This window comes from Paenibacillus endoradicis, assembly GCF_024721975.1.
Window position 1 is genome coordinate 370,429 of record NZ_JANQBB010000006.1, and the last position, 23,299, is coordinate 393,727.

A 23,299-nucleotide genomic window follows, 5' to 3' on the forward strand; every position below is an offset into this window, starting at 1 on the left:
ATGTTCATATAGGTCATTTCAGTAATCCAGCTCTCATTTTGCAAAATTATTTTTTTCTTAACAACTCATAAATGGCAATCGCTTGTGATTTACCTTTGAATATTTTCTCTTCGGCATCTCCATACTCAAAATGATCACTAGTCGCTCTATAGACATCCTCTGACACCATAATTTGACCAGCAGCAGTTCCAGACTCTATTCGAGATGCTATATTCACGCTATCACCAATTGCTGTATAATCCATTCGTAAGTAAGATCCTATATTACCGATAACGACATTTCCTGTATGAATCCCAATACCAATATTTACTTCAACACCATACTTCTTTAATAGTTGATCATGAATTGGCTTCATATTTTGTTGTATCTGATATGCAGTTAAGACAGCCATTTTTTCATGCTCTACTACATCAAGCGGGGCATTGAACAGAATCATTGCAGCATCTCCGATAAATTTATCAATGGTACCATTGTTTTCTAACGCTGTTTTGGTAATCATTGTGAATTTCGTATTCAACACATCAACAACTTCAGCAGGAGTTAGCTTCTCAGAAAGTGAAGTAAACCCACGAATATCTAGGAATAGAATCGTTATTCGCTTTGATATCCCACCGATTTGAATATCCATTCCTTGCTTCACAATGTCCTTTACAAGATCAGGGGAAATATATCTACCAAACTGTCTAGTAACAAAGTTTTTCTGCGATTGTTCCATATAGGATTTCAATGACACATTAAATACATAAGCAAGTAGCATACCTACTAGTACGTATACAACACTTATATGATAGTTAACATGTTGATAGCTATATTGCTGAGCAAAATAAATAACAACTATGCTTAGTATGACAATGCTAAATGTATATAGATTTTTTAATCGCCAAGGTAATAACATGAAAAGTACATATGCAATAATAATTATACTTAGTTCAACAACATTGGGTGCGTATTGAATATAACTCCCTTGTAATAATTGGTTTGCAATATTAGCATGTACATAGACTAACTTAGTATCTCGTTCAAGTGGTGTAGGTCCAGAATCTTGTCCACTATCACCTGAAACACCCGTTGCCGTTGCCCCTACAAACACGATAGCATTTTGAAAAGTTTCCGGAGGTATGTCGCCATAGAGCACATTAACAAATGGAACAGTTAAGAAATCATCTGTAACCAATTCATAATCAATGGTCATCGTATTTTTCGCTATAGGATCACTTGTTTTCTTGCGATCTGTAAATTCATCGTAGAAAGAGAGATCCGCACCCGTCATTTCTACTGCTTTGTAGGCTAACGAAGGAATAACTGTTCCATCAGGTGCTTGTACGTTCAACCATGCTTGTCTTATAACTCCGTCATGACTTACAACACGATTGATATGAGCAAATCGTGCATGTTGTGCTAACAGATCATATGGATAGAAAACTTGATTCGTTTGCAAATATTGATCTTCACGAACAACAGAAGTTTGGAATACGTCTCCTGACGTGACCCCTACAACAGGCAATATAACGTTATTATATGATGACAAAGCTTCAGCAAACATGAGATCGCTTTCTTCATTGCTTGCATCGCTAAATGTTAGGTCAAATGCAATAGCATCAGGCTCATAACCTTCTTGATTCACCATTTCGAGAAAAGAGGCATACACCGCACGATCCCAAGGAAATTGCCCTAAAGCTTCGATCGATTCATTGTCAATAGCAACAACAACAATATGAGGATCAGGATCATGACTTGCTGATTGCTTCATATTCATATCTAGCATAATCGTTTCAAATTTTTGAAATCCGTGTAGTTGATAACTAAAAACAACTATAAACAGTAGTATAATGTTAGCAATTATGAATGTTTTTTTAATTGTTGATTTCAATCCATCCCCACTTTCCATAAAAAGGTTCTATATCTATATTAAACTATCGAAAATTAACGTCAATAGTTATGATAGATTTACATACATTTAATGCAAAAAAAAATCCTCATATATCATTGCCATCATCTGAGATGACTAATTGATTTATAAGGATTATCGGAGAATTGTATAGTTAAATTATGCTAATTATAATTGAACGATAACTTCGATTTCTACAAGAGCATCTTTCGGTAACCTTGCAACTTCTACAGCGCTACGAGCTGGATAAGGTTGTTCGAAGAAACTAGCGTAAACTTCATTAACAGAAGCAAAATCGTTCATATCTTTCAAGAACACCGTTGTTTTAATAATATCGCTCATAGTGCCTCCAGCAGTTTCAACAATCGCTTTCACATTTTCAAGAGATTGCTTCGCTTGTTCTGCTGTAGTAGCAGGGAAAATATTATTTACAGGGTCCATTCCTAATTGACCAGACGTGAATAGTAGGTTGCCTACTTGTACAGCTTGAGAATATGGTCCAATTGCTTGTGGTGCTTGCTCCGTATGTATTGCTTTCTTCATCTAAAATCTTCCTTCCTATTCTGTTCGATTCTACATATATTTGATCATTATATTTTATCTATTATTATCTTATATAGCAAGTTATTGGTGATTATTATACATGATTCTTTTTTGGAGACAATAAGGGACGATACATCATACGCGCATTATTTTCTGTAATGAATTCATCACTTAATGTAAAGCCCTCTTCATCAAACATTTTTCTAAATATAACATTATGTCTAATATAATATCCTTTAGAAGTTTGTTTAATTCGATGTTCTCTCTCATATATTTCATAGTGGTAGGGAAGTTGTTCATCCGAGCGGATTTGTCCTTGAAGCTCATTCTCAGTTAATAGTAAGTGCAATTGAAAACGATAAGGGGTATCATTCCTCAATTGTAAATCTTCTGTGTTAAATATACAGGTTGCTCCAATACCAAAAGGACGAGATCTTGCCTTGTCTGGAAATAGATCATAAGGGTGACGATGTCTCTCTATAATCGAAAGTGGGGTATGTAATGCCATCCAATAAATAAAACTAGATACTTGACTCAATCCTCCACCTATCATATGTGTCATTTTATCATCCTGTAACCCATAACTTTTCTTATAACCTCTTCCACGACTAGGGGCACCTATAACTTTCCAAAATGAAAATATTTGTCCTGGTTCTATTATTAGTCCATTTATACACTTAAGCGCTAACGCAAGATTATGTTGTGTGTTTAGGTCATATTGAAAAATATTAGGCAAAAAACTCTTCTTCAATATTGTGCGATGTTCAAATAAATTCACTTCTAGTAAAGTTTCATCATATAGTTTTGCATAATTCCCACTATTCATGTACCACTGGATATAACGTTTTATTTTAGGAAAAGTTCTTAATATCGGGAACGTTTTCTTCTTCTCAATCGATAAATGTTTCATTTGTCCACCCTAACTTAATACTGTAATTACAAATTTATACATTATTATCATTGTAATATTTTTACAGCATATGTCAACTTATTTATAATGTCATTACCCACCGTCGTCTCTCGTTGAATCAACTTTTAATAAGGCCAGATAGCAAAGAAGACCATTCAAAAGATGAATGGTCTTCAATTACATAGATATACTATCTAATTTTTACTCTATAGCATTATCATTCTTTAATTCGATATAAGATTGCTCAATAGTATTGAGTGCTTCCACATGTTTAATTATGTTATTTGTTAATGTCATCAGAGCGAACAAGATAACAACAGCAACTAATACTTTCTTTAATAAGTTATGTTTAACTTGAATAAGGAACCTTCCACCTAGCAAGAAAAATGCGAATATAAAATGTCCTGCGTACAAATACAGATCATATTTAAACACAGCAAGACCGAAGCCAACGATAATATGAAGCAAAATCGCAAATAAAATGTAAGATGCCAGTATCCAAGTTTCTTTAGATTTAATGCCTTTTATAAACCCTACCAAGGCAAGAAGAATCATACCGAAGCCAATAATATGCACATAGAAAGGATAAGGACGTGAAAGATCAGTTACAATAGCTACAATTCCTGGATCAAGCATCGTAATGTCTGGCGTTAAAATAGGACTTATTACAAGCATATATATAGCTTTCCAATGTTCACTGAACATGAATACTCCCGTATAACTGAACCCACCACTGCTTAAGCCTTTTATCCAATTATTAATCCATGAATTTCCGTTAAATGTGAGAAGCTGAATTAAAGTAACCCCTACTACCATTAACAAAAAGATGATTACAATCTTTATAAATCGTTTGAATGTTTTTTTATCTCTTCTTTCGAACATATTGAAAAATAATGATCCGAAAAAAGGAACTATATTGGTCGAAGTTAAGCCAAAATTAATCAATGCAAGTGAGGCATTCGGCAATACAGCTGTCTTCTCAACGACTCTAGAGTATTGTAAGTACAACACTGAAAAGATAATTACAAATTGTACATACGGATAGGAATCTGGAATAAATGCAGTGAAAATACTATATGAGCTAATACCGAAAAATGCTGCAAATAACATCGGAATGATATTGTTAGTATCACTTCTTCTTAAATAATAATAAATCATCACTACGCTAAGCGCATTAATAGCCGATTGTATGACTGAGAAAAACAAGTTATCAAATAAATATTTCGCAATATAAGTAAATGATCCTGTCATAAAATTAATAAAAGGATGAATTATCGACGTATTGCTTGATCCGTAATACATAGACGGATCGAAATTAAATAAATTCAACATAAATGGTGCGCCATAAAAAGGATTATACACCGCAAGATCAGCTATATTATTTTTCATATAACTAATAATCGGGTAATTCATAAGCAAGTAAAAAATAAAGAAACTGAAAAACAACGAAATAGCTTTCTTATTATCGCTTTTATTTTGTAATATATAACTCCAAAAGCTCATATTGATCCACCAATCAATTAGTATTTTAATAACTTATTACGAGATTAATACAACTAATCCAGAAATAATAAAAGCAACGCCAGCGATTTTATAAATTCCTATTGTTTCTTTGAAAAACCATTTGGCAAAAAATAAAGTCCAGATGAATGTCAGTGCATTTGCAGGAAGTACAACTGTATACGGTAATACTTTTAATAGATAAATATTAAGAAGAGCTCCCGTACCATAAAAAGCAAAGCCAATTAATAGGTAAAGTAATTTCTTTTTGAGAGTATAAAACTTAAAAAACACACTGCCTAGTGAGCCTGCTAACGTCATAATAAGAAGTATAAGGATAAGCCATTCATTTTTCATAGGATGTCAATGTCACTCCTATTCCTAATAACGCTACGGCAATAGCCTTTTTCAATGTAATATCTTCCCCAAGAAAAAAATCTCCGTAAAAGAGAGCGAATATATAACTCATGCACATTAAAGGATAGGCTACAGATAGCTTTTCCAATGAAAATGCTTTTAGCATAAAGACCGCGCCTAACCCGTAACATATAAATCCAAGCAGCATATAAAGAAGATTGCTATGTCCCCACTTCCAAAAAAGCTGTCCTGTAGCAGTTAGAAATGCGGAAATAATCATCATAACTTTACCAATGTGACTGTTCTTTACGTTCTCCAATTTAGTTCCTCCAACCCATGGCTATGCTTGTTAATTAGATACCTCGTCTTAACTAGCTTAAACATAGGCATATCCGTTAATGAATCTGAATACGCACAAGATTGTTCATAATCAATTTGTAGATCATTGTCAGCTAAATACTGTCTAATACGTACTACTTTCTCTTCTCCCTTACAATTGTTACCTTCAATCTCATTAGTATAGCGTCCATTTCGCTGAATTAATTCAGTTCCGATAACGGCATCCACACACGGTAAATTATTAAAGTATTTCACATAAGCATGAGGTGAGGCGGAGACGAGCAGCACATGATAACCGGCTTCTTTTTTGACCTGTAATTCTTGCAAAGCATCTTGATACAGATTACGTACCAATACATCGTTGTAGAAATTTTCTAAGTCAGTTTCTTCAAAGAATCGAATCGCGTAAAAAAACGATCCTTTTACTTTTTCTACTTTCATCAACTTTAATTTGTATAATACGGTTACTACTCCAATTGTAAATAAATTAAAAACCGTCCAGGGCTTCTTTTTCAGTCCGTATATGACGAACAGAAACATCGAGTCTTTTTTTATTATCGTTTCATCAATATCAAAGATAGCAATTTTCTTTTCCATAATTATTCCCTCTATATCATTCAGTCATTTATTCAAAAACCGCCAAAATACATACTACACTAGCAACATACAATATTACGGTAACTAATATATGTTTATCCTCAAATAATACTCGGTCGGGAGATCCACCTTTTTTCTCGATGTGAATCAAGTAAAGATATCTGAAAATCCCATATATAACAAATGGTATTGTCCACATCAAATGAACCGTACGTCCAGAGGTAAATGTGAATAATGAATAACTAATTATAGTTGCCGAAGTTACAATACTATTAAGCTGATCTAATAATGTAAATGAGTACTTTTCTAATACTTTACGATGCGTTCCCATCTCATTTTCTAAAAGAAATAATTCATGCCTTCTTTTACCGATTGCCAAAAATAAAGATAGTAGCATCGTACAAATTAAGAACCACGGTGTAAATGGAACATGAATAACTAATCCACCTGCAATCGCACGCATTACGAATCCGGTAGCAATAACCATAATATCAACGATAACGACATGCTTTAGATAAAATGAATAACACACATTCAACGCAAAATAAGCTATAAGAAGAAGCGTGAACAGTGGATTCAAAAAATAAGAAACTATTAATGAAGCTATTAATAGAAAGCTACCAAAGGTTAATGCCAAATTAGGGTTGAGTGCTCCTGAGGCCATTGGTCTAAATCTTTTGACTGGGTGATTCTGATCAGCCTCTCTGTCTACATAGTCATTAATGATATAGACACAACCAGATATAAAACTGAAAAGAAAAAAGCCCAATAATGTATTCATTATCGTCGTAACACTGATCATTTCAAAAGAAAAGAGTAGAGCAGCAAACACTAGTAAATTTTTAGTCCATTGCTTGGGTCTTAGTTGCTGAAACAAAAGTTTGAACACATTACTATGCTGTAAACGAATTTCTTCATTCGTAATATTGATATTAGTAGAATTCATCTGTTAATCTCCTGCCGTATAGATTCTTATAAACTTCTCCTCAGAATTTGATTCAAAAGAAGCGTACTAAGTCTACCATATTTACAAATCCTGTACAATCATATAAGAATGAACAGTACCTAAGCCATTCGTTCCTAACGAGTAGAAATCCGCGAATAGTCCTTATTCATAACAAAAAGAGACACCTCTTCATTAAAGAGGTATCCCTTCGTTCATCGAATTAATTCAGTTGTAGTAGAATATCCTCGTCTATTTCTGCTTATGAAATGCTAATGGAGCTACGACTGTTCCTAGTACAAGTAGAACTATTCCGAGCATTAGAAAGAAACCGTACTGTTGAATCCAAAGTGGAAATCGTTTCAATTCCTCGAATATAGTACCACCAATCGTTGGTCCAAAAAAACCAGCCAAACCTGTAATTGCGGAGAAAACAGCGATATATATTGGTCGTTCTGCTTTTGGGGACGAGCCAATCATAAAGATAAAAATTTGTTGGTTATAGCTGCCTAGACCAAAACCAAGACAAAGAAAGATTAATATAAGAACAAGCAGTTCAGGTAAAAAAGATAACGTTCCCCATAAGAGTGCAGCAACTGCAAGAAATGGTAATGATGATAATAATAATGTTCGTTCACTAAACTTTCGAGAAAGTTGACCACAAATATAGAACCCACACATTGATGATACCGTTTGCAAAATGACTAGATTTGCTACCGTTTGATACCGTACACCTAGTACATCAAGCATGACATATGAGAAAAAGGGATGCGTCATCGTAATAATGAATGTCCAAATCGATAGAAATAGTAGCCCTTTAAAAAAGACTCGATCCTTAAACGGTCTTAATACAAATGTACCTACTTTCATTTCACGTGGTTTTTCAAATTCTGGGTTAGGATATCTAGCAAAATAAATGATGTTCATGATTACAGTGATTGCTGCAAGGATGAACATAATATTGAATCCGAGTGCTCCCTCATATCGATCGATAATAACCCCTGTAATATATAGTCCAATACTATTAACCGCACTAGTTATTACATTTCGAATGCCAAAGTATTTTCCACGTAATTGACCAGGTACCATATCCGAGATGAGTGATGTCCAGATAACCCCTGCAAACGCGTTTATGGATGAATAAAGCAAAAAAATAACGATAAAAACAGTTAACCAAATCTCTTTCGGAAATATAAATGGAATAAGTCCTGTCATCAAACCTATTAAACGGTGAGCTGAAGCAAAGAGTACGAAAGCACGTTTACGATTTTTCAGTTTTTGCATGTACATAGCAGATAATATTTGTAGTAGATTTGCGATAGCTGGTACTGCGAGCACGAGACCAATTTGTTGAGAATTCGCTCCTAAATATAGTAAGTACGCTGTTAAAAACGGGCCAGAAAGCATAGTTAGCAATAACATTGCCCATATACCTTCCACTACTGCGAGCTCCATACCTTGTCGGTATGGAGATTTAATTTTATCTACTTGCGGCTTAAACGTAAAACGCATGTACGTGCCCTCCTGAGTAGGTCAATTATGATTGATCATTAAGTTCCAAACGCATTTGTATATGATAGATACCATCTTCAATATATGGATCTGACTCTACAACGAATCCTACTCGCTCATAAAAGCGTGTTAATTGTTGCTGAGCAGAAATTGTAATGGCGTCCCCTTGCCAATGTGAAGCAATAAATGCGATGGCACGCTGTAACATTTGTTCTCCGAAACCAGATCTCCTTAAAGGCGGAGTAATGATGACGCGACCAATAGAATAGGTCTTATAACTGACTCCTTGATTCAATAACCTTAAATACCCTAACAATTGACCCGCTTCATCTCTTAATTGCAAATGAAAGGCTTCAAGATCTTTGTTATCACAATCCGCATATATACTTTGTTGTTCAACAACAAATACATCGGTACGTAACTTTATTATTTCATATACTTCTACATTAGATAATTGTGAAAAATGTTTTATGCTCCACTCCATATGAACTAGCTCCTTCAGTCATTTCATTGTTGTTGAATCGATCCAAACCTTATTTTAGTTGTATCGTTTCTTTTTCATTCTATTGCTAACATCATACTATGGAATCCATAAAAAAAATATGGCATTATCATTATATTTTAAGGTGATTTTTGCCTTGATAGAACTGTTCGCTTATACTTAATCTGATACTAACAGACTGATCGGAGTGAGTACTAACATGATATCAAAATCTTTACTAGGACTAAGCAGTAAGTTAAAACTTTCGCTCTTTCTTTTCCTTACAACATTAACCCTGTTATTAGGCGGTTGTAGTGAATTACTTACTGATCAAGATCTAGCTTACGATGCTACATCTGATTCTCAGCAAAACGACCAAAGTGGCAATGCGTCTGAGAATCAACAAGAAGATACTAGTAAGAACAACCCATCTCAATCTGATTCCTTGTCGCCTTTAACTAGCTTTGAAGAAGTTGCTGCATATATACGCGAGAATGGGAAATTACCTGATAATTTTATTAAGAAAAAAGATGCTGAAGCACTAGGTTGGGTCGCGTCCAAAGGTAATCTTCAAGAGGTAGCTCCTAATATGAGCATCGGTGGCGATAAGTTTGGCAATCGTGAAGGACTATTACCAAAAGCCAATGGACGAATATGGTATGAAGCAGATATCAATTATACAGGTGGACGCCGTAATGCTGATCGTATCGTATTTTCTAATGATGGACTTATCTATATGACGACGGATCATTACAGTAGCTTTACTGATATTACTAGGGGGGATTAAGAGACGTGAGTGACATTATAGAATTACGATTGTCTGAAGCTAAAAACTACGAAGGCGTTCATGATTGGTTAGCCGCTAAATTAGAGCTGCCTGCGACCTATGGACGTAATCTCGATGCACTGTGGGATTGCTTAACTGGCTATATTGATCTTCCTAAAACGATATTGTGGATAAATGACATTGAAACTACTGAAGATTATACCGCTATCACTGATTTGTTCGAAGAAGCCTCTGGAGAATGTGATCAATTAAGCTTCGGATATCTTGTAGATGACAACGACGAATAGTAACTCCATTGAAACAACAAAGGGAACTGTAAACTCATCTCCATAATTATGGATTGAGCTTACAGTTCCCTTTTAACATTACTTTGTGATCACTAGCAATTGGTTCTGAACAACCTCTTTCAATAAAGTTCATAGAGATCGTTTGTCAGCACCAAGAAGATTATCCTTTTACTGACCCTCCCAGTAACCCCTTAACAAAAAACTTCTGCAGGCTGAAAAATACAGTCAACGGCATAAGCATGGAAACAAACGCTGCTGCCGTTAGTAAATGCCAATCCGAGCCACGCGAGCCTGCCATATCGGCAATTCGCATAGACATAACTTGAACATCAGCCTGGGTTCCAATAAAGATTAAGGATATGAGATAGTCATTCCATACCCATAGAAATTGGAATATACCAATTGAAGCGATGGCAGGTATTGATAGTGGCAACACTAGTTTCGTAAAAATTGTGAAATTCGATGCACCATCCATAAAGGCTGATTCAAACAAATCCTTCGGTAGCTGACTAATATACGAATACATAAAGTAGATTGTGAGCGGTAAACCAAAACCTGTATGCACAATCCAGATCCCGAGGTAAGTTCCATTTAAACCAAGAGAGGTGTAATCCTTCATAATTGGAATAAGTGCTACTTGTAGCGGTACAACCAATAACATAATTACTGTAATAAACATTGTTTTTCGCATGGGGAAACGAAGCCAAGCAAATGCATAGGAAGCAAAGGTCGCAATTAGAACGGGAATAACCGTAGCAGGGATAGATACAATTAATGTATTCATAAATGCTTTGGACATCCCTTGACCCTTTTCAGTCTTAACCGTTCCATCCGCTTGTTGAATTTTATATAATTTACCTGTTAATACACTTTCGTAGTTAGAAGTCGTAAATTCCATATCCATCTTTAAGCTTTTATCTTGAATATTGACAGTACGAGCACGTCTATTTTCCCAAATTAATCGGTTACCATCCTTTGTAATTACTCCTTCCCTAAGCTGATCATCACTGAAAGTTTCACCATTAATAGCTATCGGTTCACGCAGATCTGTATTCTTAGGCAAAGTGATCGTGTCTTGTGTAGCATAATCTTTGTGAGGAAAGACATCCCACCAACCGCTTTGCAAAATATTTACCGCAGGACGGAATGACGAAACCAAAAGTCCAAAGGTTGGTATAATCCATATCAAACAAATAAAAGCAAGAATTAGATTCACTAACCACTTTTTACTTTTACGTCGTTTATGCTGTGCCATTAAAATCCCCCCTGCTTTTTGAACTGGCGTAAATTAATCCAGATCACTGGAATAACGCAGATTAGGAGAACAATGGCTAACGTCGAGCCAAATCCTGCATTACGATACATAAAAAATTGACGATAGAACTGCGTCGCAACAACTTCAGTATCATATTGACCACCTGTCATTACCATAACAACATCGAATATTTTTAGTGTAAATACGACTATGGTAGTCGATACAGATAAAATCGTACCAGATATAAATGGAACAATAATTTTGAAAAAAATACGAGTTTCCCCCGCACCATCTACGCGAGCAGCCTCAAGGAGTTCCTCTGGAACTCCTTTTAGTGCTGCGGAGAACAATACCATCGCAAATCCTGTCTGCATCCATATTAAGATAACAATCAGAAATAGATTATTCCAAGGCTGGAACATACTTGTAAAGGCCTGTGGCTCAAAACCAAATGAAACCAATATGGCATTCAGCAATCCAATCTGCTCAGTACCTGGTTTATAGAAATAGATAAACTTCCATATTACACCTGCTGCTACAAATGAGATCGCCATCGGCATAAAGATAATACTTTTGGCAAGCTTCTCGAAACTACTACGATCAGCTAACACTGCGATTAGCAGACCAAGGACGATACAAGCAGTAGCTCCGAACACAACCCATAATAAGTTGTTACGTAGTGCACCTAGTAGTATTCGATTGGTGAACACCTCAGCATAGTTTGCTAAACCTACGAAATTTGTAGTCGTAGAATCAAAAAAGCTCATATACAGTGTGCGGATTGTTGGCACTAGAAGTAGCCATGCAAGTAAGGCAACTGCCGGTCCGACGAAAAGTATAGGTATCATCTTTTGCTTCCAGCGATCTGGATACTGCTCTATCGCCAAGTTAAAGGACCAGTATATGAAATATACTCCGAATATCCCCCATAGGATGGCTACTACTGCGTTAATCACACCAGGAAGATTACCGTCCCTTAATACAATATAGAACACTGAGTGTATCAATGCATTGCTGAAGATCACCAATAAAGTGCTTAATATAATACGTAACGGCCTAACTCCTGGTACTGATGTACGCATAGTAAGCCCTCCTAAAACTTTTCATTAACTTCGCGAAATGACTTTCCGTATTGAAAAGTCACTTCGAAAGAATAATCTAAAACTTTTCATTAACTTCGCGAAGTAACTTTCCTTTCAACGAAAAGTTACTTCGGAAGCATGCCCTCTTAACTAGTTGTTGTAGCCTGCTGCGATCTCAGATAATGCTTGATCTAGTGTAACTGTTCCGCTTACATAATCAGTCGTACCTTTCCAGAATGTTCCCGCACCAACTGCACCTGGCATAAGATCAGAGCCATCGAAACGAAGCGTAGAAGCATTTTGTACTAGTTCGCCCATACGTCTTTCAGCTTCTGAAGGATACCAGTCGAGACTTACATCGTTCATTGGAGCAATTACGCCACCCGATTGAACCCATTTTTTAATTGATTCGCCTGTTGTGAAGAACTCCATAACGGCACGAACTTCTGGACGGTCATTGTGCATAGCATAAATATCACCTGCTACAAGAACAGGGCTACCGTATTGTGGATCGATTGGTGGCAGATAGAACCAGTCATAGTCTACGCCAGCAGTTACACCTTCTGGGAAGAAACTAGTAATAAAGCTTGCTTGTCGGTGTAACCAAGCATCCGCCGGAGTTTTGAACATTGGTAATACCGAGTCACCGAATGATGTTGTTACGATTGATTTGGTTCCACCATATACGTAGTCTGGATTTAACCAGATTTCAGACATTTTTTCGAAAGCATTTTTCACAATTGGATCAGTGAATTTAAGCTCACCAGTAACCCATTTATCATAGTTTTCAGCAGATGTTGTACGCAGCATAATATCTTCAATCCAGTCAGTAGCTGGCCAACCAGTTGCTGCTCCACTTTCAATACCGATTGCCCAAGCTGTATCCCCATCAGCTGCGATTTGTTCAGTTAGTGCCAGCAGTTCATCCCAAGTTGTTGGAACTGTATACCCTGCTTCATCAAATTGCTTTTTCGGATACCAAACTAAGCTTTTTACACTACTTCTGTTCCATACTCCGGCCATGATGTCGCCATTAGGACCTTTCATAGATGCCATATCAAGCCAAGATTGATTGTAATTTCCTTTTAATTTTTCTACATCAAGGAACGTCGAGACATCGATTACTTTTCCTTGACTAACAAATGTTGATAAAAGACCTGGTTGAGGGAAGTCAGAAATATCTGGTGCATTTCCGCCTTCAATACGAACACCAATTGTTGCTTCAAATTCTTTTGATCCTTCATATTGAATATCAATTCCTGTAGTTTCTTCAAACTCAGCAATTGCATCTAGAAATTTCACTTCATCCTCATCAACAAAAGGTCCAAACATGGATACTGTTTTTCCTTTGTATGCACCTTGATAAGCTAGTTCAAGTGGTGTGCCTTCTGTCTCTACTGGGTCAGTTTTCGGATCATCCTTATTTGTATCTACATTGTTGGTAGGAGTACTCGTAGGCTTGGGTTCATTTATAACCTTGTTACCGCTACATGCTGAAAGCACTAAAACCAATACAAGAAGCAATGTCATCATTTTGTATTTAACCATTTCAAATCATCCCCTTCATTTTATTGAAACCAAACAAGCAATAAATCCCGCTAGTCTACCAGACTATGTCTTGGTCAAGCATCACCACCTTATTAGTGTTGTGAAGCTAGGATTATGAAAAATCATGATGAGAGGGTAATTAAACAGAATTTGCAATGATATAAAATCTTTTATTACAATACAAATAACTTAGTTTTTAATTATTGTCGGATTAATATGTTAGCGTTTAAGGAGTAGTAATCGCTCTTGTAGAATCTCTAATAACGAGCTCATGTGGCAAAATAATTTGAGAGGGGGAGTTAAATTCATTAGTGAGTTGATTATGAAGTAGTAACACAGCTTTATAGCCAATATCATACATTGGTTGAGCAATTGTCGTTAGTCTTGGAGTAACCATCCATGACATCCTTACATTGTCGAAGCCTATTACTGATACATTTTTTGGGACTTGTAGATTGTTATCATGGAGATAAGCTATCGCTGCCATTGCAAATTCATCTGAGCAGGCAAATATAGCTGTTATTTGTGGGTGTTTTTGCATAAGTTGTGCGACTGAACGATATGCTTCTTCAAACCAATTGTTTGCAAATGCAGTGTAGCTTTTGCACTGTTCGTACAAATTACTTGCTCGCAATGCTTGCTTAAATCCTCGATATCGTTTTTCACCTGTGATTGGATCTGGCAAAGTGAATCCTAGAAAAGCAATATTTTTATGACCTAATTCAATTAAATATGCAACCGCATCATATGCTCCCTTCTCATCGTCTATCATGATCGATGAAAGAGGGTACTGCTTTGATTCCGTGGATACTAAAACTACTGGCATATGATATTGATCAATTTCCTTGTAATAGCTTGGTAGCATAAAATCACTCGTGTACAATATGCCATCAATATGTTTATTCCTAAAGTTTTGCAAATAAGACAACGTTCTTTGTTCATCTCGATCTGTATTACAAATTATTAAGACGTAATTTAAGCTCTTTGCGGCATCCTCCATTCCACGAATTACTCCGCTATAGTACGGATTAAGAATGTCTGGGATAAGAACACCAATTGTATGAGATCGATTGTTTATCAAACCTCTTGCAAAAGAACTGGGCTCAAAATTCAACTCGTTAATAGCAGCCTGGACCCTTGCCCGCTTTTCCTCTTGTACAGCAATCGGATTATTCATTACTCTCGAGACAGTACTTATGGATACATTAGCTAATTTTGCAACATCTTTGATCGTGATTCTCAAGTCCATCATCCTTTTTTTGAAAAGGTTTTCAAGACTTATTATAACGATAAAATTTTACTTGTAAAGTTAGAATATTGTTGTCAGATATATTCGATTAATAAAATAGACTCGTAGTAGCTTTCAATCATAAAAGCTACTACGAGTCTATTCATATTAAATAGTTTGTGATTCCAACGTCGACTGAGTACTGGAACGTTGTATTGCTTCAGCAAACTTAAGTAGTTCTAATAAGTCCTGTTCATTCATCCGGAGCGAAGCTTCTACTAATTTAGAAAATAACTCTGGGTTTGCAGCATATTCTGCCCTTATATGTTCGCTATATGACTTTTTATCTATCGAATTTTCATGACTCGCTTTTGCCCCTAATAATAACCAATCAATAGATACATCGTACGTATTGGCAATAGAGATTAGCGCTTGTGCACCTGGTACTGAGGTGCGGGCTTCTGATTCCCAATCTCCGACATTACCTGCAGAAACACCTATCCCTTTGGAGAATTCTGCCATAGTCATTCCCATATCTTTTCTGAATTGTCTAATTCTCGACTTAATTCCATTCATACTATCCACCTCAATTTAACTGTCTTGTAAAAAAAAGAATAATGATTTACATATTGTGTATAATCGTATTTACGATTATAATCATTTGGAGTTTAGATTTAGTAATTATACTATCGTTTTCCATTTATAGATACTTCTATGTGAAAGGATGTAACGTTATCACCATGAGAGACGCAGATCCGATTTTTGAAATGTATATCCATGAATCAACACAAATGATTGAACTTACTGAGTCTATAGTTCTTGATTACGAGCAACAAAACGCTTTAACGGATACTGCAATTAATGAGATTTTCCGTAATATGCATACGTTAAAAGGCTCTTCTGCCATGATGGGCTTTACCGGAATTACAGATACTGCACATGCACTTGAAGATTTATTTCAGATGCTTCGGGAAGATCGTGAGTTCAAATATAGCTTCACGAATCTTTCTAATATCATTTTGCAATGCGTAGATTACTTCAAGAGAGAAATTTCAGCTATCGCTAATCATTCACCCTCAGATGAACAATCTAATTCGGCAGTTCCAACGATTACTTTGATTCAGCAGTTTATTCAGCAACTGCAACAGAAATCCGACAGCAGTTTAAACGCTCTAGTCACCACTTTAGAGGAAAACAGTCCATTAACAACTTACCAAGCGCATTTAAGATTTACCGATGACTGTGAAATGGAAAATATTCGTGCTTTTCAGACTGTACATAAGCTTGAAGATAGTATGATTGATTACTCACATGTTCCAGAAAAGTTAATAGAAGATGAGACTAGTCAGAATTATATACGTGAACATGGATTTCAACTTACTTTTCGTTCCAAACTTGCTCTTAGTGAGCTTGAACAACGTATTCAACAAACCTCATATCTCGCTAGTGCTGAATTAATCATCTTAGATGTAGAAGATGTACCTATTGTAAGCAGCACGCCAGCATTAGCTAGTAAAGATAGCTTAGATTCATATATTCCAGTAAATAACTCAGTTCATGAACAAGTCATGAACTCAACTACCACGCAACAAGCAACGGTTAGTGTAAAATCTTCTGTCATAAGTGTAAATGTGCAAAAGCTAGATCGACTGATGGATTTGGTAGGAGAGTTAGTTATTTCCGAGGCAATGCTTAACTCTGAGTTAGCACGTGCAGATAGCCCAATAGAGGCAAGGCAATCATCACAAGCAGCTCAACGCAATCAACTTCGGAAAATCACAGGAGAATTGCAAGATACAATAATGGCGATACGTATGATTCCTCTCTCACCAAGCTTTCACCGAATGCGTCGCTTAACACGAGATATGTCGCAAAAACTAGATAAAGAAGTACATATCGAATTGATTGGAGAAGAGACAGAAATTGATAAATCTGTTATTGATCAAATAGCTGATCCACTTATGCATATTGTGCGTAATGCGATGGATCACGGTATTGAGCAACAACATATTAGACAGGCCAATGGTAAGCAACCGATCGGCAAGATTACGCTGGAAGCTCGGAACATTGGAAGTGATGTATTACTGATCATTACAGATGATGGACAAGGTATCGATCGTGAGCGACTAATTCAAAAAGCATATTCTGCAGGCTTACTTGCACCACATCAAGTTGAACTTAGTGATCGGGAAGCGTATCATCTTATTTTCCATCCAGGGTTATCAACGAAAGAGGTTATTACTGAGTTCAGTGGTCGTGGCGTTGGTATGGATGTTGTAGCCAAAAATATTGAACAGATCGGCGGTACGATTTACATCGATAGTGAACTTGGAAAAGGGACCAGCATTACGATCAAAATTCCATTAACACTAGCTATCATTGATGGAATGACCGTTCGTGTAGGCAACTCACACTATACATTGCCAACAACGTCTATTAAAGAATCGTTCAGACCAGGAGAGCGAGATCTACTAACAGACCCAGCCGGGAATCTCATGGTTATGGTGCGAGGAGAATGCTATTCGATCATTAATTTAGCCCATTATTTGAAACAGCATAGTCAATATAACCATCCAACAGAAGGTATTTTAGTGATGATTGAAAATGAGTCTAGAACGATATGTCTACTTGTCGATGAGCTCATCGGTCAACAACAAGTAGTCATTAAACCTCTGCCACCTTATTTCAAACAGTTTAAAAGACTCAATGCCTTCTCAGGCTGCACACTACTTGGTAATGGCAATATAAGCATTATTATGAATATGGCTGAACTTGTTACAAGCAATCATACTACTAACTCGTTATAACCATCTCATTATAAGTAGTTCACAACTAAGTTTTGTCTTTCGATGCTACTTTTTATTACAAAGTGGTATTTCGTGAAGAAATAAAAAAGTTTTAGGAGGACCATCATACATGTCACAGCTACATACACAGCATGAGGAAGAAGATGAACAAAAAGATAAATACCTCACCTTTAATCTAGGCGAGGAGAGTTATGGTATTGAGATTCGCTATGTAACTGAAATTGTCGGCATTCAGGATATTACTGTAGTTCCAGAAGTTCCACAATATATTAAAGGAATTATTAATTTACGTGGGCAAATCATTCCTGTTATGGATGTGCGTCTACGCTTTAAAAAGACCTTTCAGCATTACAATGATCGCACTTGTATTATCGTCGTTCAAATTCAACATATCGTTATCGGGCTTATTGTAGATAAGGTAGCAGAAGTCGTATCCATTCCTTATTCTAATATTGTTCCACCACCTGAATACACACAAATAAGTAATCAGTATATTCAAGGCATCGGCAAACTTAATGATGAGGTCATGTTACTTTTAGATTGTAATAAACTCATTCATGATCAAGATGCCGTAATGATTGAGCAAATTTTTTAATATAATACTCACGCACACATCATTTAAATTACAAATAATTACACATCCATGGAGGAATTACATATGAATTGGTTCAACAATATGAAAATCGGAAACAAGTTAATTACATCATTCGTATTGGTCGCAATTATTGCAGGTATAATTGGCATGGTATCCGCAGTGAATTTAAATAAAATTAATCAAGGTTATATCGAGATGTACACAACTGATGCATATCCAGTCGGTGAATATGGCACAATCGGAATTAATTTTCAAAATAACCGATCGCTCGTTCGTAGTATTATGATGACTACTGATACTACTGAGCAACAAAAATATAGTGATCAAATAGAACAAAATGATGCTGAAAATGACGCGGCTATAAAGTCAATTGCCGCGACAATAGCTTCTACCGATGATGAAGAAAGCTTTGAGTTGATGAAAACCACTTTAGCTGAATATCGATTAACGCGAAATGAAGTCATTGCAGAAGCAAAAGACGGGAACATTGAAAAGGCAACATTAATCATGAGTGATTCCAGTGATCTTTCTACTAAAATGGATGACCTTATTACTGGTTCGTTCAAAGACAAACAGGCGTCAGCCTTAGTAAAGATGACCGATCTTTCTGAACAAGCTAAAATAACGATTATTACGTTAGTAGTCATTATCATTATTGCTGTGTTATTAGCAATTCTACTTGGGCTATTCATTTCTCGTAATATTAGTCGTCCAGTTAATCGACTTGTTGAAACTGCCAATGAAATTGCAGATGGCAATCTAAACGTTGAAGTAAGCATAAATTCCAAGGATGAAATTGGTCAACTAGCTGTTGCTTTCCAAAAAATGATTAATAACTTGAATGATGTAATGAACAATATCCGTTCGGCGTCCGATCAAGTAGCTACAGGTGCAAAGCAGATGTCTGAATCTAGTGTGCTACTATCTCAAGGAGCTACAGAACAAGCAAGTTCTGTTGAACAACTTACTGTTTCGTTAGAGGAAGTTTCTAGTAAAATTAATTCTAATGCTACTAATGCACTTGAAGCTAATCAATTAACACAGCAATCTAAGAAAAACGCATTACAAGGAAACGATCGTATGCAAGAAATGCTCGTAGCTATGGACGATATTAATGCATCATCTACTAATATCTCAAAAATTATTAAAGTTATAGATGAGATTGCTTTCCAGACGAATATTCTTGCACTTAATGCAGCTGTAGAAGCCGCTCGAGCTGGTCAACATGGTAAAGGGTTTGCGGTTGTTGCGGAAGAAGTTCGTAATCTAGCTGCACGTTCAGCCAATGCTGCCAAAGAAACAACGGAGATGATTGAAGGATCTATTCAAAAAGTAACGAATGGTACCAAAATTGCTAATGATACCGCTAGTGCTTTGAATCACATTGTAGAAGATATTACACGCGTTGCTGAGCTAGTCGAAGATATTACAGAAGCATCTAGTGACCAAGCTTCGGGAATTTCGCAAATCAACCAAGGATTATTCCAAGTCTCTCAAGTCATTCAGACGAATTCGGCAACATCTGAAGAAAGTGCTGCTGCAAGTGAAGAGCTTAGTGGACAAGCTAATATGATGAAAGAACAAATAAGCAGATTCAAAACTCGTGATGTGAATAACTATAATTACAATGCATCGTATCAAAATTATAACTTTCAATCTAACGCGTCTCAATTAGATCAAGCATTCGCCAATACGACAGCTACTATAGCACCTATTAGTATTAGCGATAAGGAGTTTGGGAAATATTGATGACTCTCAATATAAGCGAACAAGAATTCCAACAACTTGCTCAATATATTCATTCTCATTATGGTATTCACCTGAAAGATGAGAAGAAAACATTACTAGTAGGCCGCTTGCAACAAGTTTTATACAAGCTTGGGATGAAAAGTTTTTCAGATTATTACTATTATCTTGTAACTGATCGTACAGGGAACGCTGCAAAATCCCTAATTAATCATATTTCGACGAATCATACCTTTTATATGCGAGAAGCTGATCATTTCTTTTTCCTGCGAGATCATTGTCTTCCACAGATTTCGCCTCAGCAATGTAATCGAGATGTTCGTATATGGTGCGCAGGATGCTCCTCTGGTGAAGAAGCCTATACTCTAGCAATGATCCTTGAAGATTTCTATGGCGCTCAAACGCCAAATTGGGATAAGAAGCTCCTAGCTACAGATATTTCAACTCAGGCTTTGGAAAAAGCTGTGACAGGTATTTATAGCTCCGACGCTATTGAATCATTACCTCCATTATGGCGATCCAAATATTTAAGTAAATTGCCTGATCAGCAATACGAGATGCTACCACTAATTAAGGAAGAAATCCTTTTTCGAAGATTCAATCTTATGGCACCAAGTCTTCCTTTTAAGAAGAAGTTTCACGCCATTTTTTGCCGCAATGTCATGATCTACTTTGATAACCCTACTAAGGACAGGCTCATCCAACAATTTTATGAAGCAACAGAGCCTGGTGGCTATTTATTTCTCGGACATTCAGAATCTATAGATCGCAATCTGTTCGGATTTAAATATGTACAGCCATCAATTTACCGAAAAGTATAATCATAGGAAGGGTTATTGTATGAATACACCAATCCGTTTACTAATCGTAGACGACTCTATCGTGTTTCGAGAAGCTTTGGCAAGAGGTTTATCACATGAACCATTAATTCATATATTACCAACAGCATCCGATCCATATGATGCCATCGCAAAGATCCAACAGTATAAACCTAACGTTATTGTAAGTGATATAGAAATGCCAGGTATGAACGGGATTGAATTCATAAAAAATCATGTACGACCTATGAATATCCCAACGATTACTTTATCCGCCCTTCATGATCTCAAGGATCTATCATTACGTGCAGGCGCTTCGGCTTTTCTAGCAAAACCCAAATCAATTACGAACAGCGAAGTAGCCAAGTTTATTAAAGAACTTCTAATACTAGTTATTAATCTTGGTAGAGTACAATATCCTGGGGGAAATCTTCACAATCAAGATTCAGCCCCGAGAGATATGAAGGGAAGACTCATAGTCATTGGTGCATCGACAGGTGGAACAGAAGCTATTCATCATGTTCTTAGTAATCTTCCAAGTAATTGCCCGCCAATTCTAATCGTACAGCATATTCCGCATGGCTTCTCTCGTATGTTTGCTGAACGATTAAATGATGCATCACCGATGCAAGTGAAAGAAGCTGTGCATGGTGATCGATTACGACCAGGATTAGCACTCGTTGCACCTGGCGATAAGCATATGCGACTTAAAAAGCATCAACAGCATTTTTTTGTAGATTGCCGTCTCGGAGAAAAAGTCAATGGTCATACACCATCAGTCGACGTGCTATTCCATTCTGTTGCAGAAACGATGGGAGCCCACGCGATTGGAATATTGTTAACTGGAATGGGCCGTGATGGAGCGGAAGGTTTACTACAAATGCGTCTAGCAGGGGCACAAACTTTGGCACAAGATGAGGAAAGTTCAATCGTGTATGGGATGCCAAAAGCGGCAGTTGATATTGGAGCCGTAGAGAAACAAGTTTCTTTAAGTCGTGTTGCTCAAGAAATATTACTAGCACTGTAATGTAAATTTAATGCTCATACGACAGAAACGCCCTCGATTATATACTCGGAGGCGTTTTTGTCATCCATAATTATTGGCTTCGTTCAATAAATGTAGCAATACCTTCTTCTACGTTTCGCTTTGCCCACTCCACATGATCGATGTTCGTATATCCACGAAATGCACATTCAATATACATTATAAGATCAAGATACAAGTTATAGTAAGCAAGACGCTGACGTTCATTATGCGTCAATTGCTGATACTTGCCATATCCCTCTACAAATGACTTGGAATTCGCCTTATTACTAAAGTAATGCTCGATTAATGGATCACCCCAAAGTGCACGCTCAAAATCTATAATTCCTGTAATCTTTCCATGTTCAACAAAAAAGTTTCCATCCCAAAGATCCCAATGAACGAGTGATGGCGTAGTTACTTCACTTAAACAGTAGCTTCGCTTATTCAGAAGTTGACGCAATTCATCATAAGTCATGGGGAGCGGTAAGTTTACATCTTCTCCATCATCTAATACCCCATTAATCATAAGTAAAAATGCATCACGCCACGAAATCTGTTCATTCTTTCTTCCGTTGAAATAACCGAAAGAAGTACCTTTCACTTCATTCATAGCTGCATTGTATTGTCCTAGTTCAAATTCAATAGCGTGTCTTTCTTCTGAAGATAATTGATCTTTTACTTTATTGTATGGCTGACCTAGCAACTTCTCCATAATGAAAAATTCGCCTCGCAGTAAATGTCTTGATCGATCGTAAGTGATAACTTTTGGGATTGGAATACCATTTACTTGCTGCAATAAATTAAGCACTTCCACTTCTGTCTTCATCATCTCATATTCATATCGCATAAGTTTCGTCGATTGAGCAGGCGAAACTTTCACAATATAAGATTTCCCATCTTGCATTAGCACCTCGTATGCTGAGTTTGCCCATCCGTCTGTTAACTCAGTAATAGCTACTGCATCACATCCATATACTTGTTGCAATGCATGATTCAATTGTTGATCTGAAACTTTCAGCTTAACGATGCCATCCATGAATAACTCAGCT

General features: G+C 36.5%; 23 protein-coding genes. 7 read left to right on the top strand and 16 right to left on the bottom strand.

Features of this window, described 5'->3' with window-relative positions:
- Positions 1–46 precede the first annotated feature (46 nt).
- From NV377_RS20125 to NV377_RS20170, 10 genes are all read right to left on the bottom strand, one after another.
- Positions 47–1,870, bottom strand: coding sequence for a CHASE2 domain-containing protein (locus NV377_RS20125; RefSeq protein ID WP_258202592.1), 1,824 nt, complete (start codon positions 1,868–1,870; stop codon positions 47–49).
- Positions 1,871–2,056: 186 nt separating this feature from the next.
- Positions 2,057–2,431 (bottom strand): RidA family protein, encoded by a 375-nt coding sequence (locus NV377_RS20130; protein WP_258202593.1) that lies wholly within the window; start codon positions 2,429–2,431, stop codon positions 2,057–2,059.
- Positions 2,432–2,525: 94 nt separating this feature from the next.
- The gene (locus NV377_RS20135) at positions 2,526–3,341 is read right to left on the bottom strand and encodes a VanW family protein (protein ID WP_258202594.1); all 816 of its coding nucleotides are present in this window, start codon (positions 3,339–3,341) and stop codon (positions 2,526–2,528) included.
- Positions 3,342–3,542: 201 nt separating this feature from the next.
- Positions 3,543–4,844 carry a DUF6080 domain-containing protein gene (locus tag NV377_RS20140; RefSeq protein ID WP_258202595.1) on the bottom strand — a complete coding sequence of 434 codons (1,302 nt, stop codon included), beginning with the start codon at positions 4,842–4,844 and terminating at the stop codon, positions 3,543–3,545.
- A gap of 36 nt (positions 4,845–4,880) precedes the next feature.
- Positions 4,881–5,198: an EamA family transporter gene (locus NV377_RS20145; RefSeq protein WP_258202596.1), complete on the bottom strand. Its 318-nt coding sequence runs from the start codon at positions 5,196–5,198 to the stop codon at positions 4,881–4,883.
- Positions 5,188–5,481: an EamA family transporter gene (locus NV377_RS20150; RefSeq protein WP_258202660.1), complete on the bottom strand. Its 294-nt coding sequence runs from the start codon at positions 5,479–5,481 to the stop codon at positions 5,188–5,190. Before NV377_RS20150 ends, NV377_RS20145 begins: the two co-directional genes overlap by 11 nt.
- Positions 5,482–5,504: 23 nt before the next feature.
- Positions 5,505–6,134: an HAD-IB family hydrolase gene (locus NV377_RS20155; RefSeq protein ID WP_258202597.1), complete on the bottom strand. Its 630-nt coding sequence runs from the start codon at positions 6,132–6,134 to the stop codon at positions 5,505–5,507.
- Between the two features lie 28 nt (positions 6,135–6,162).
- Positions 6,163–7,080 carry a decaprenyl-phosphate phosphoribosyltransferase gene (locus tag NV377_RS20160; RefSeq protein WP_258202598.1) on the bottom strand — a complete coding sequence of 306 codons (918 nt, stop codon included), beginning with the start codon at positions 7,078–7,080 and terminating at the stop codon, positions 6,163–6,165.
- A 249-nt stretch (positions 7,081–7,329) separates the two neighbouring features.
- Positions 7,330–8,589, bottom strand: coding sequence for an MFS transporter (locus NV377_RS20165; protein WP_258202599.1), 1,260 nt, complete (start codon positions 8,587–8,589; stop codon positions 7,330–7,332).
- 25 nt (positions 8,590–8,614) lie between these two features.
- Positions 8,615–9,073 (bottom strand): GNAT family N-acetyltransferase, encoded by a 459-nt coding sequence (locus NV377_RS20170; RefSeq protein WP_258202600.1) that lies wholly within the window; start codon positions 9,071–9,073, stop codon positions 8,615–8,617.
- Positions 9,074–9,290: 217 nt separating this feature from the next.
- Here NV377_RS20170 and NV377_RS20175 point away from each other — a divergent pair, with 217 nt between their 5' ends.
- Together NV377_RS20175 and NV377_RS20180 are read left to right on the top strand one after the other, a co-directional pair.
- Positions 9,291–9,857: a ribonuclease domain-containing protein gene (locus tag NV377_RS20175; protein ID WP_258202601.1), complete on the top strand. Its 567-nt coding sequence runs from the start codon at positions 9,291–9,293 to the stop codon at positions 9,855–9,857.
- A gap of 5 nt (positions 9,858–9,862) precedes the next feature.
- On the top strand, positions 9,863–10,144 hold the full coding sequence (locus tag NV377_RS20180; protein WP_258202602.1) for a barstar family protein: 282 nt from the start codon (positions 9,863–9,865) through the stop codon (positions 10,142–10,144).
- A gap of 160 nt (positions 10,145–10,304) precedes the next feature.
- Here NV377_RS20180 and NV377_RS20185 read toward each other — a convergent pair whose 3' ends face one another.
- The 5 genes from NV377_RS20185 to NV377_RS20205 all read right to left on the bottom strand — a co-directional run bounded on the left by NV377_RS20185 (position 10,305) and on the right by NV377_RS20205 (position 15,833).
- Positions 10,305–11,399 (bottom strand): carbohydrate ABC transporter permease, encoded by a 1,095-nt coding sequence (locus tag NV377_RS20185; RefSeq protein WP_258202603.1) that lies wholly within the window; start codon positions 11,397–11,399, stop codon positions 10,305–10,307.
- Positions 11,399–12,481, bottom strand: coding sequence for a carbohydrate ABC transporter permease (locus NV377_RS20190; protein WP_258202604.1), 1,083 nt, complete (start codon positions 12,479–12,481; stop codon positions 11,399–11,401). The genes NV377_RS20185 and NV377_RS20190 overlap by 1 nt, the downstream gene beginning before the upstream one ends.
- Before the next feature lie 150 nt (positions 12,482–12,631).
- Positions 12,632–14,029 carry an ABC transporter substrate-binding protein gene (locus tag NV377_RS20195; protein WP_258202605.1) on the bottom strand — a complete coding sequence of 466 codons (1,398 nt, stop codon included), beginning with the start codon at positions 14,027–14,029 and terminating at the stop codon, positions 12,632–12,634.
- 226 nt (positions 14,030–14,255) lie between these two features.
- Positions 14,256–15,272, bottom strand: a complete 1,017-nt coding sequence (locus tag NV377_RS20200; RefSeq protein WP_258202606.1) for a LacI family DNA-binding transcriptional regulator — start codon at positions 15,270–15,272, stop codon at positions 14,256–14,258.
- 153 nt (positions 15,273–15,425) lie between these two features.
- The gene (locus NV377_RS20205; protein WP_258202607.1) at positions 15,426–15,833 is read right to left on the bottom strand and encodes a helix-turn-helix domain-containing protein; all 408 of its coding nucleotides are present in this window, start codon (positions 15,831–15,833) and stop codon (positions 15,426–15,428) included.
- Positions 15,834–15,997: 164 nt separating this feature from the next.
- Here NV377_RS20205 and NV377_RS20210 point away from each other — a divergent pair, with 164 nt between their 5' ends.
- The 5 genes from NV377_RS20210 (at position 15,998) to cheB (ending at position 22,250) form a co-directional block, all read left to right on the top strand.
- Entirely contained in the window at positions 15,998–18,064 is a 2,067-nt protein-coding gene (locus NV377_RS20210) for a chemotaxis protein CheA (RefSeq protein WP_258202608.1), read from the top strand.
- 109 nt (positions 18,065–18,173) lie between these two features.
- Positions 18,174–18,659 (top strand): chemotaxis protein CheW, encoded by a 486-nt coding sequence (locus NV377_RS20215; RefSeq protein WP_258202609.1) that lies wholly within the window; start codon positions 18,174–18,176, stop codon positions 18,657–18,659.
- A gap of 63 nt (positions 18,660–18,722) precedes the next feature.
- The gene (locus tag NV377_RS20220; protein WP_258202610.1) at positions 18,723–20,408 is read left to right on the top strand and encodes a methyl-accepting chemotaxis protein; all 1,686 of its coding nucleotides are present in this window, start codon (positions 18,723–18,725) and stop codon (positions 20,406–20,408) included.
- Positions 20,408–21,226, top strand: a complete 819-nt coding sequence (locus NV377_RS20225; protein ID WP_258202661.1) for a CheR family methyltransferase — start codon at positions 20,408–20,410, stop codon at positions 21,224–21,226. Before NV377_RS20220 ends, NV377_RS20225 begins: the two co-directional genes overlap by 1 nt.
- Before the next feature lie 19 nt (positions 21,227–21,245).
- Entirely contained in the window at positions 21,246–22,250 is a 1,005-nt protein-coding gene (cheB, locus tag NV377_RS20230) for a chemotaxis-specific protein-glutamate methyltransferase CheB (RefSeq protein WP_258202611.1), read from the top strand.
- Between the two features lie 70 nt (positions 22,251–22,320).
- Here cheB and NV377_RS20235 read toward each other — a convergent pair whose 3' ends face one another.
- Complete coding sequence (locus NV377_RS20235) at positions 22,321–23,286, bottom strand: phosphotransferase family protein (RefSeq protein ID WP_258202612.1); 966 nt, start codon at positions 23,284–23,286, stop codon at positions 22,321–22,323.
- Positions 23,287–23,299 lie beyond the last annotated feature (13 nt).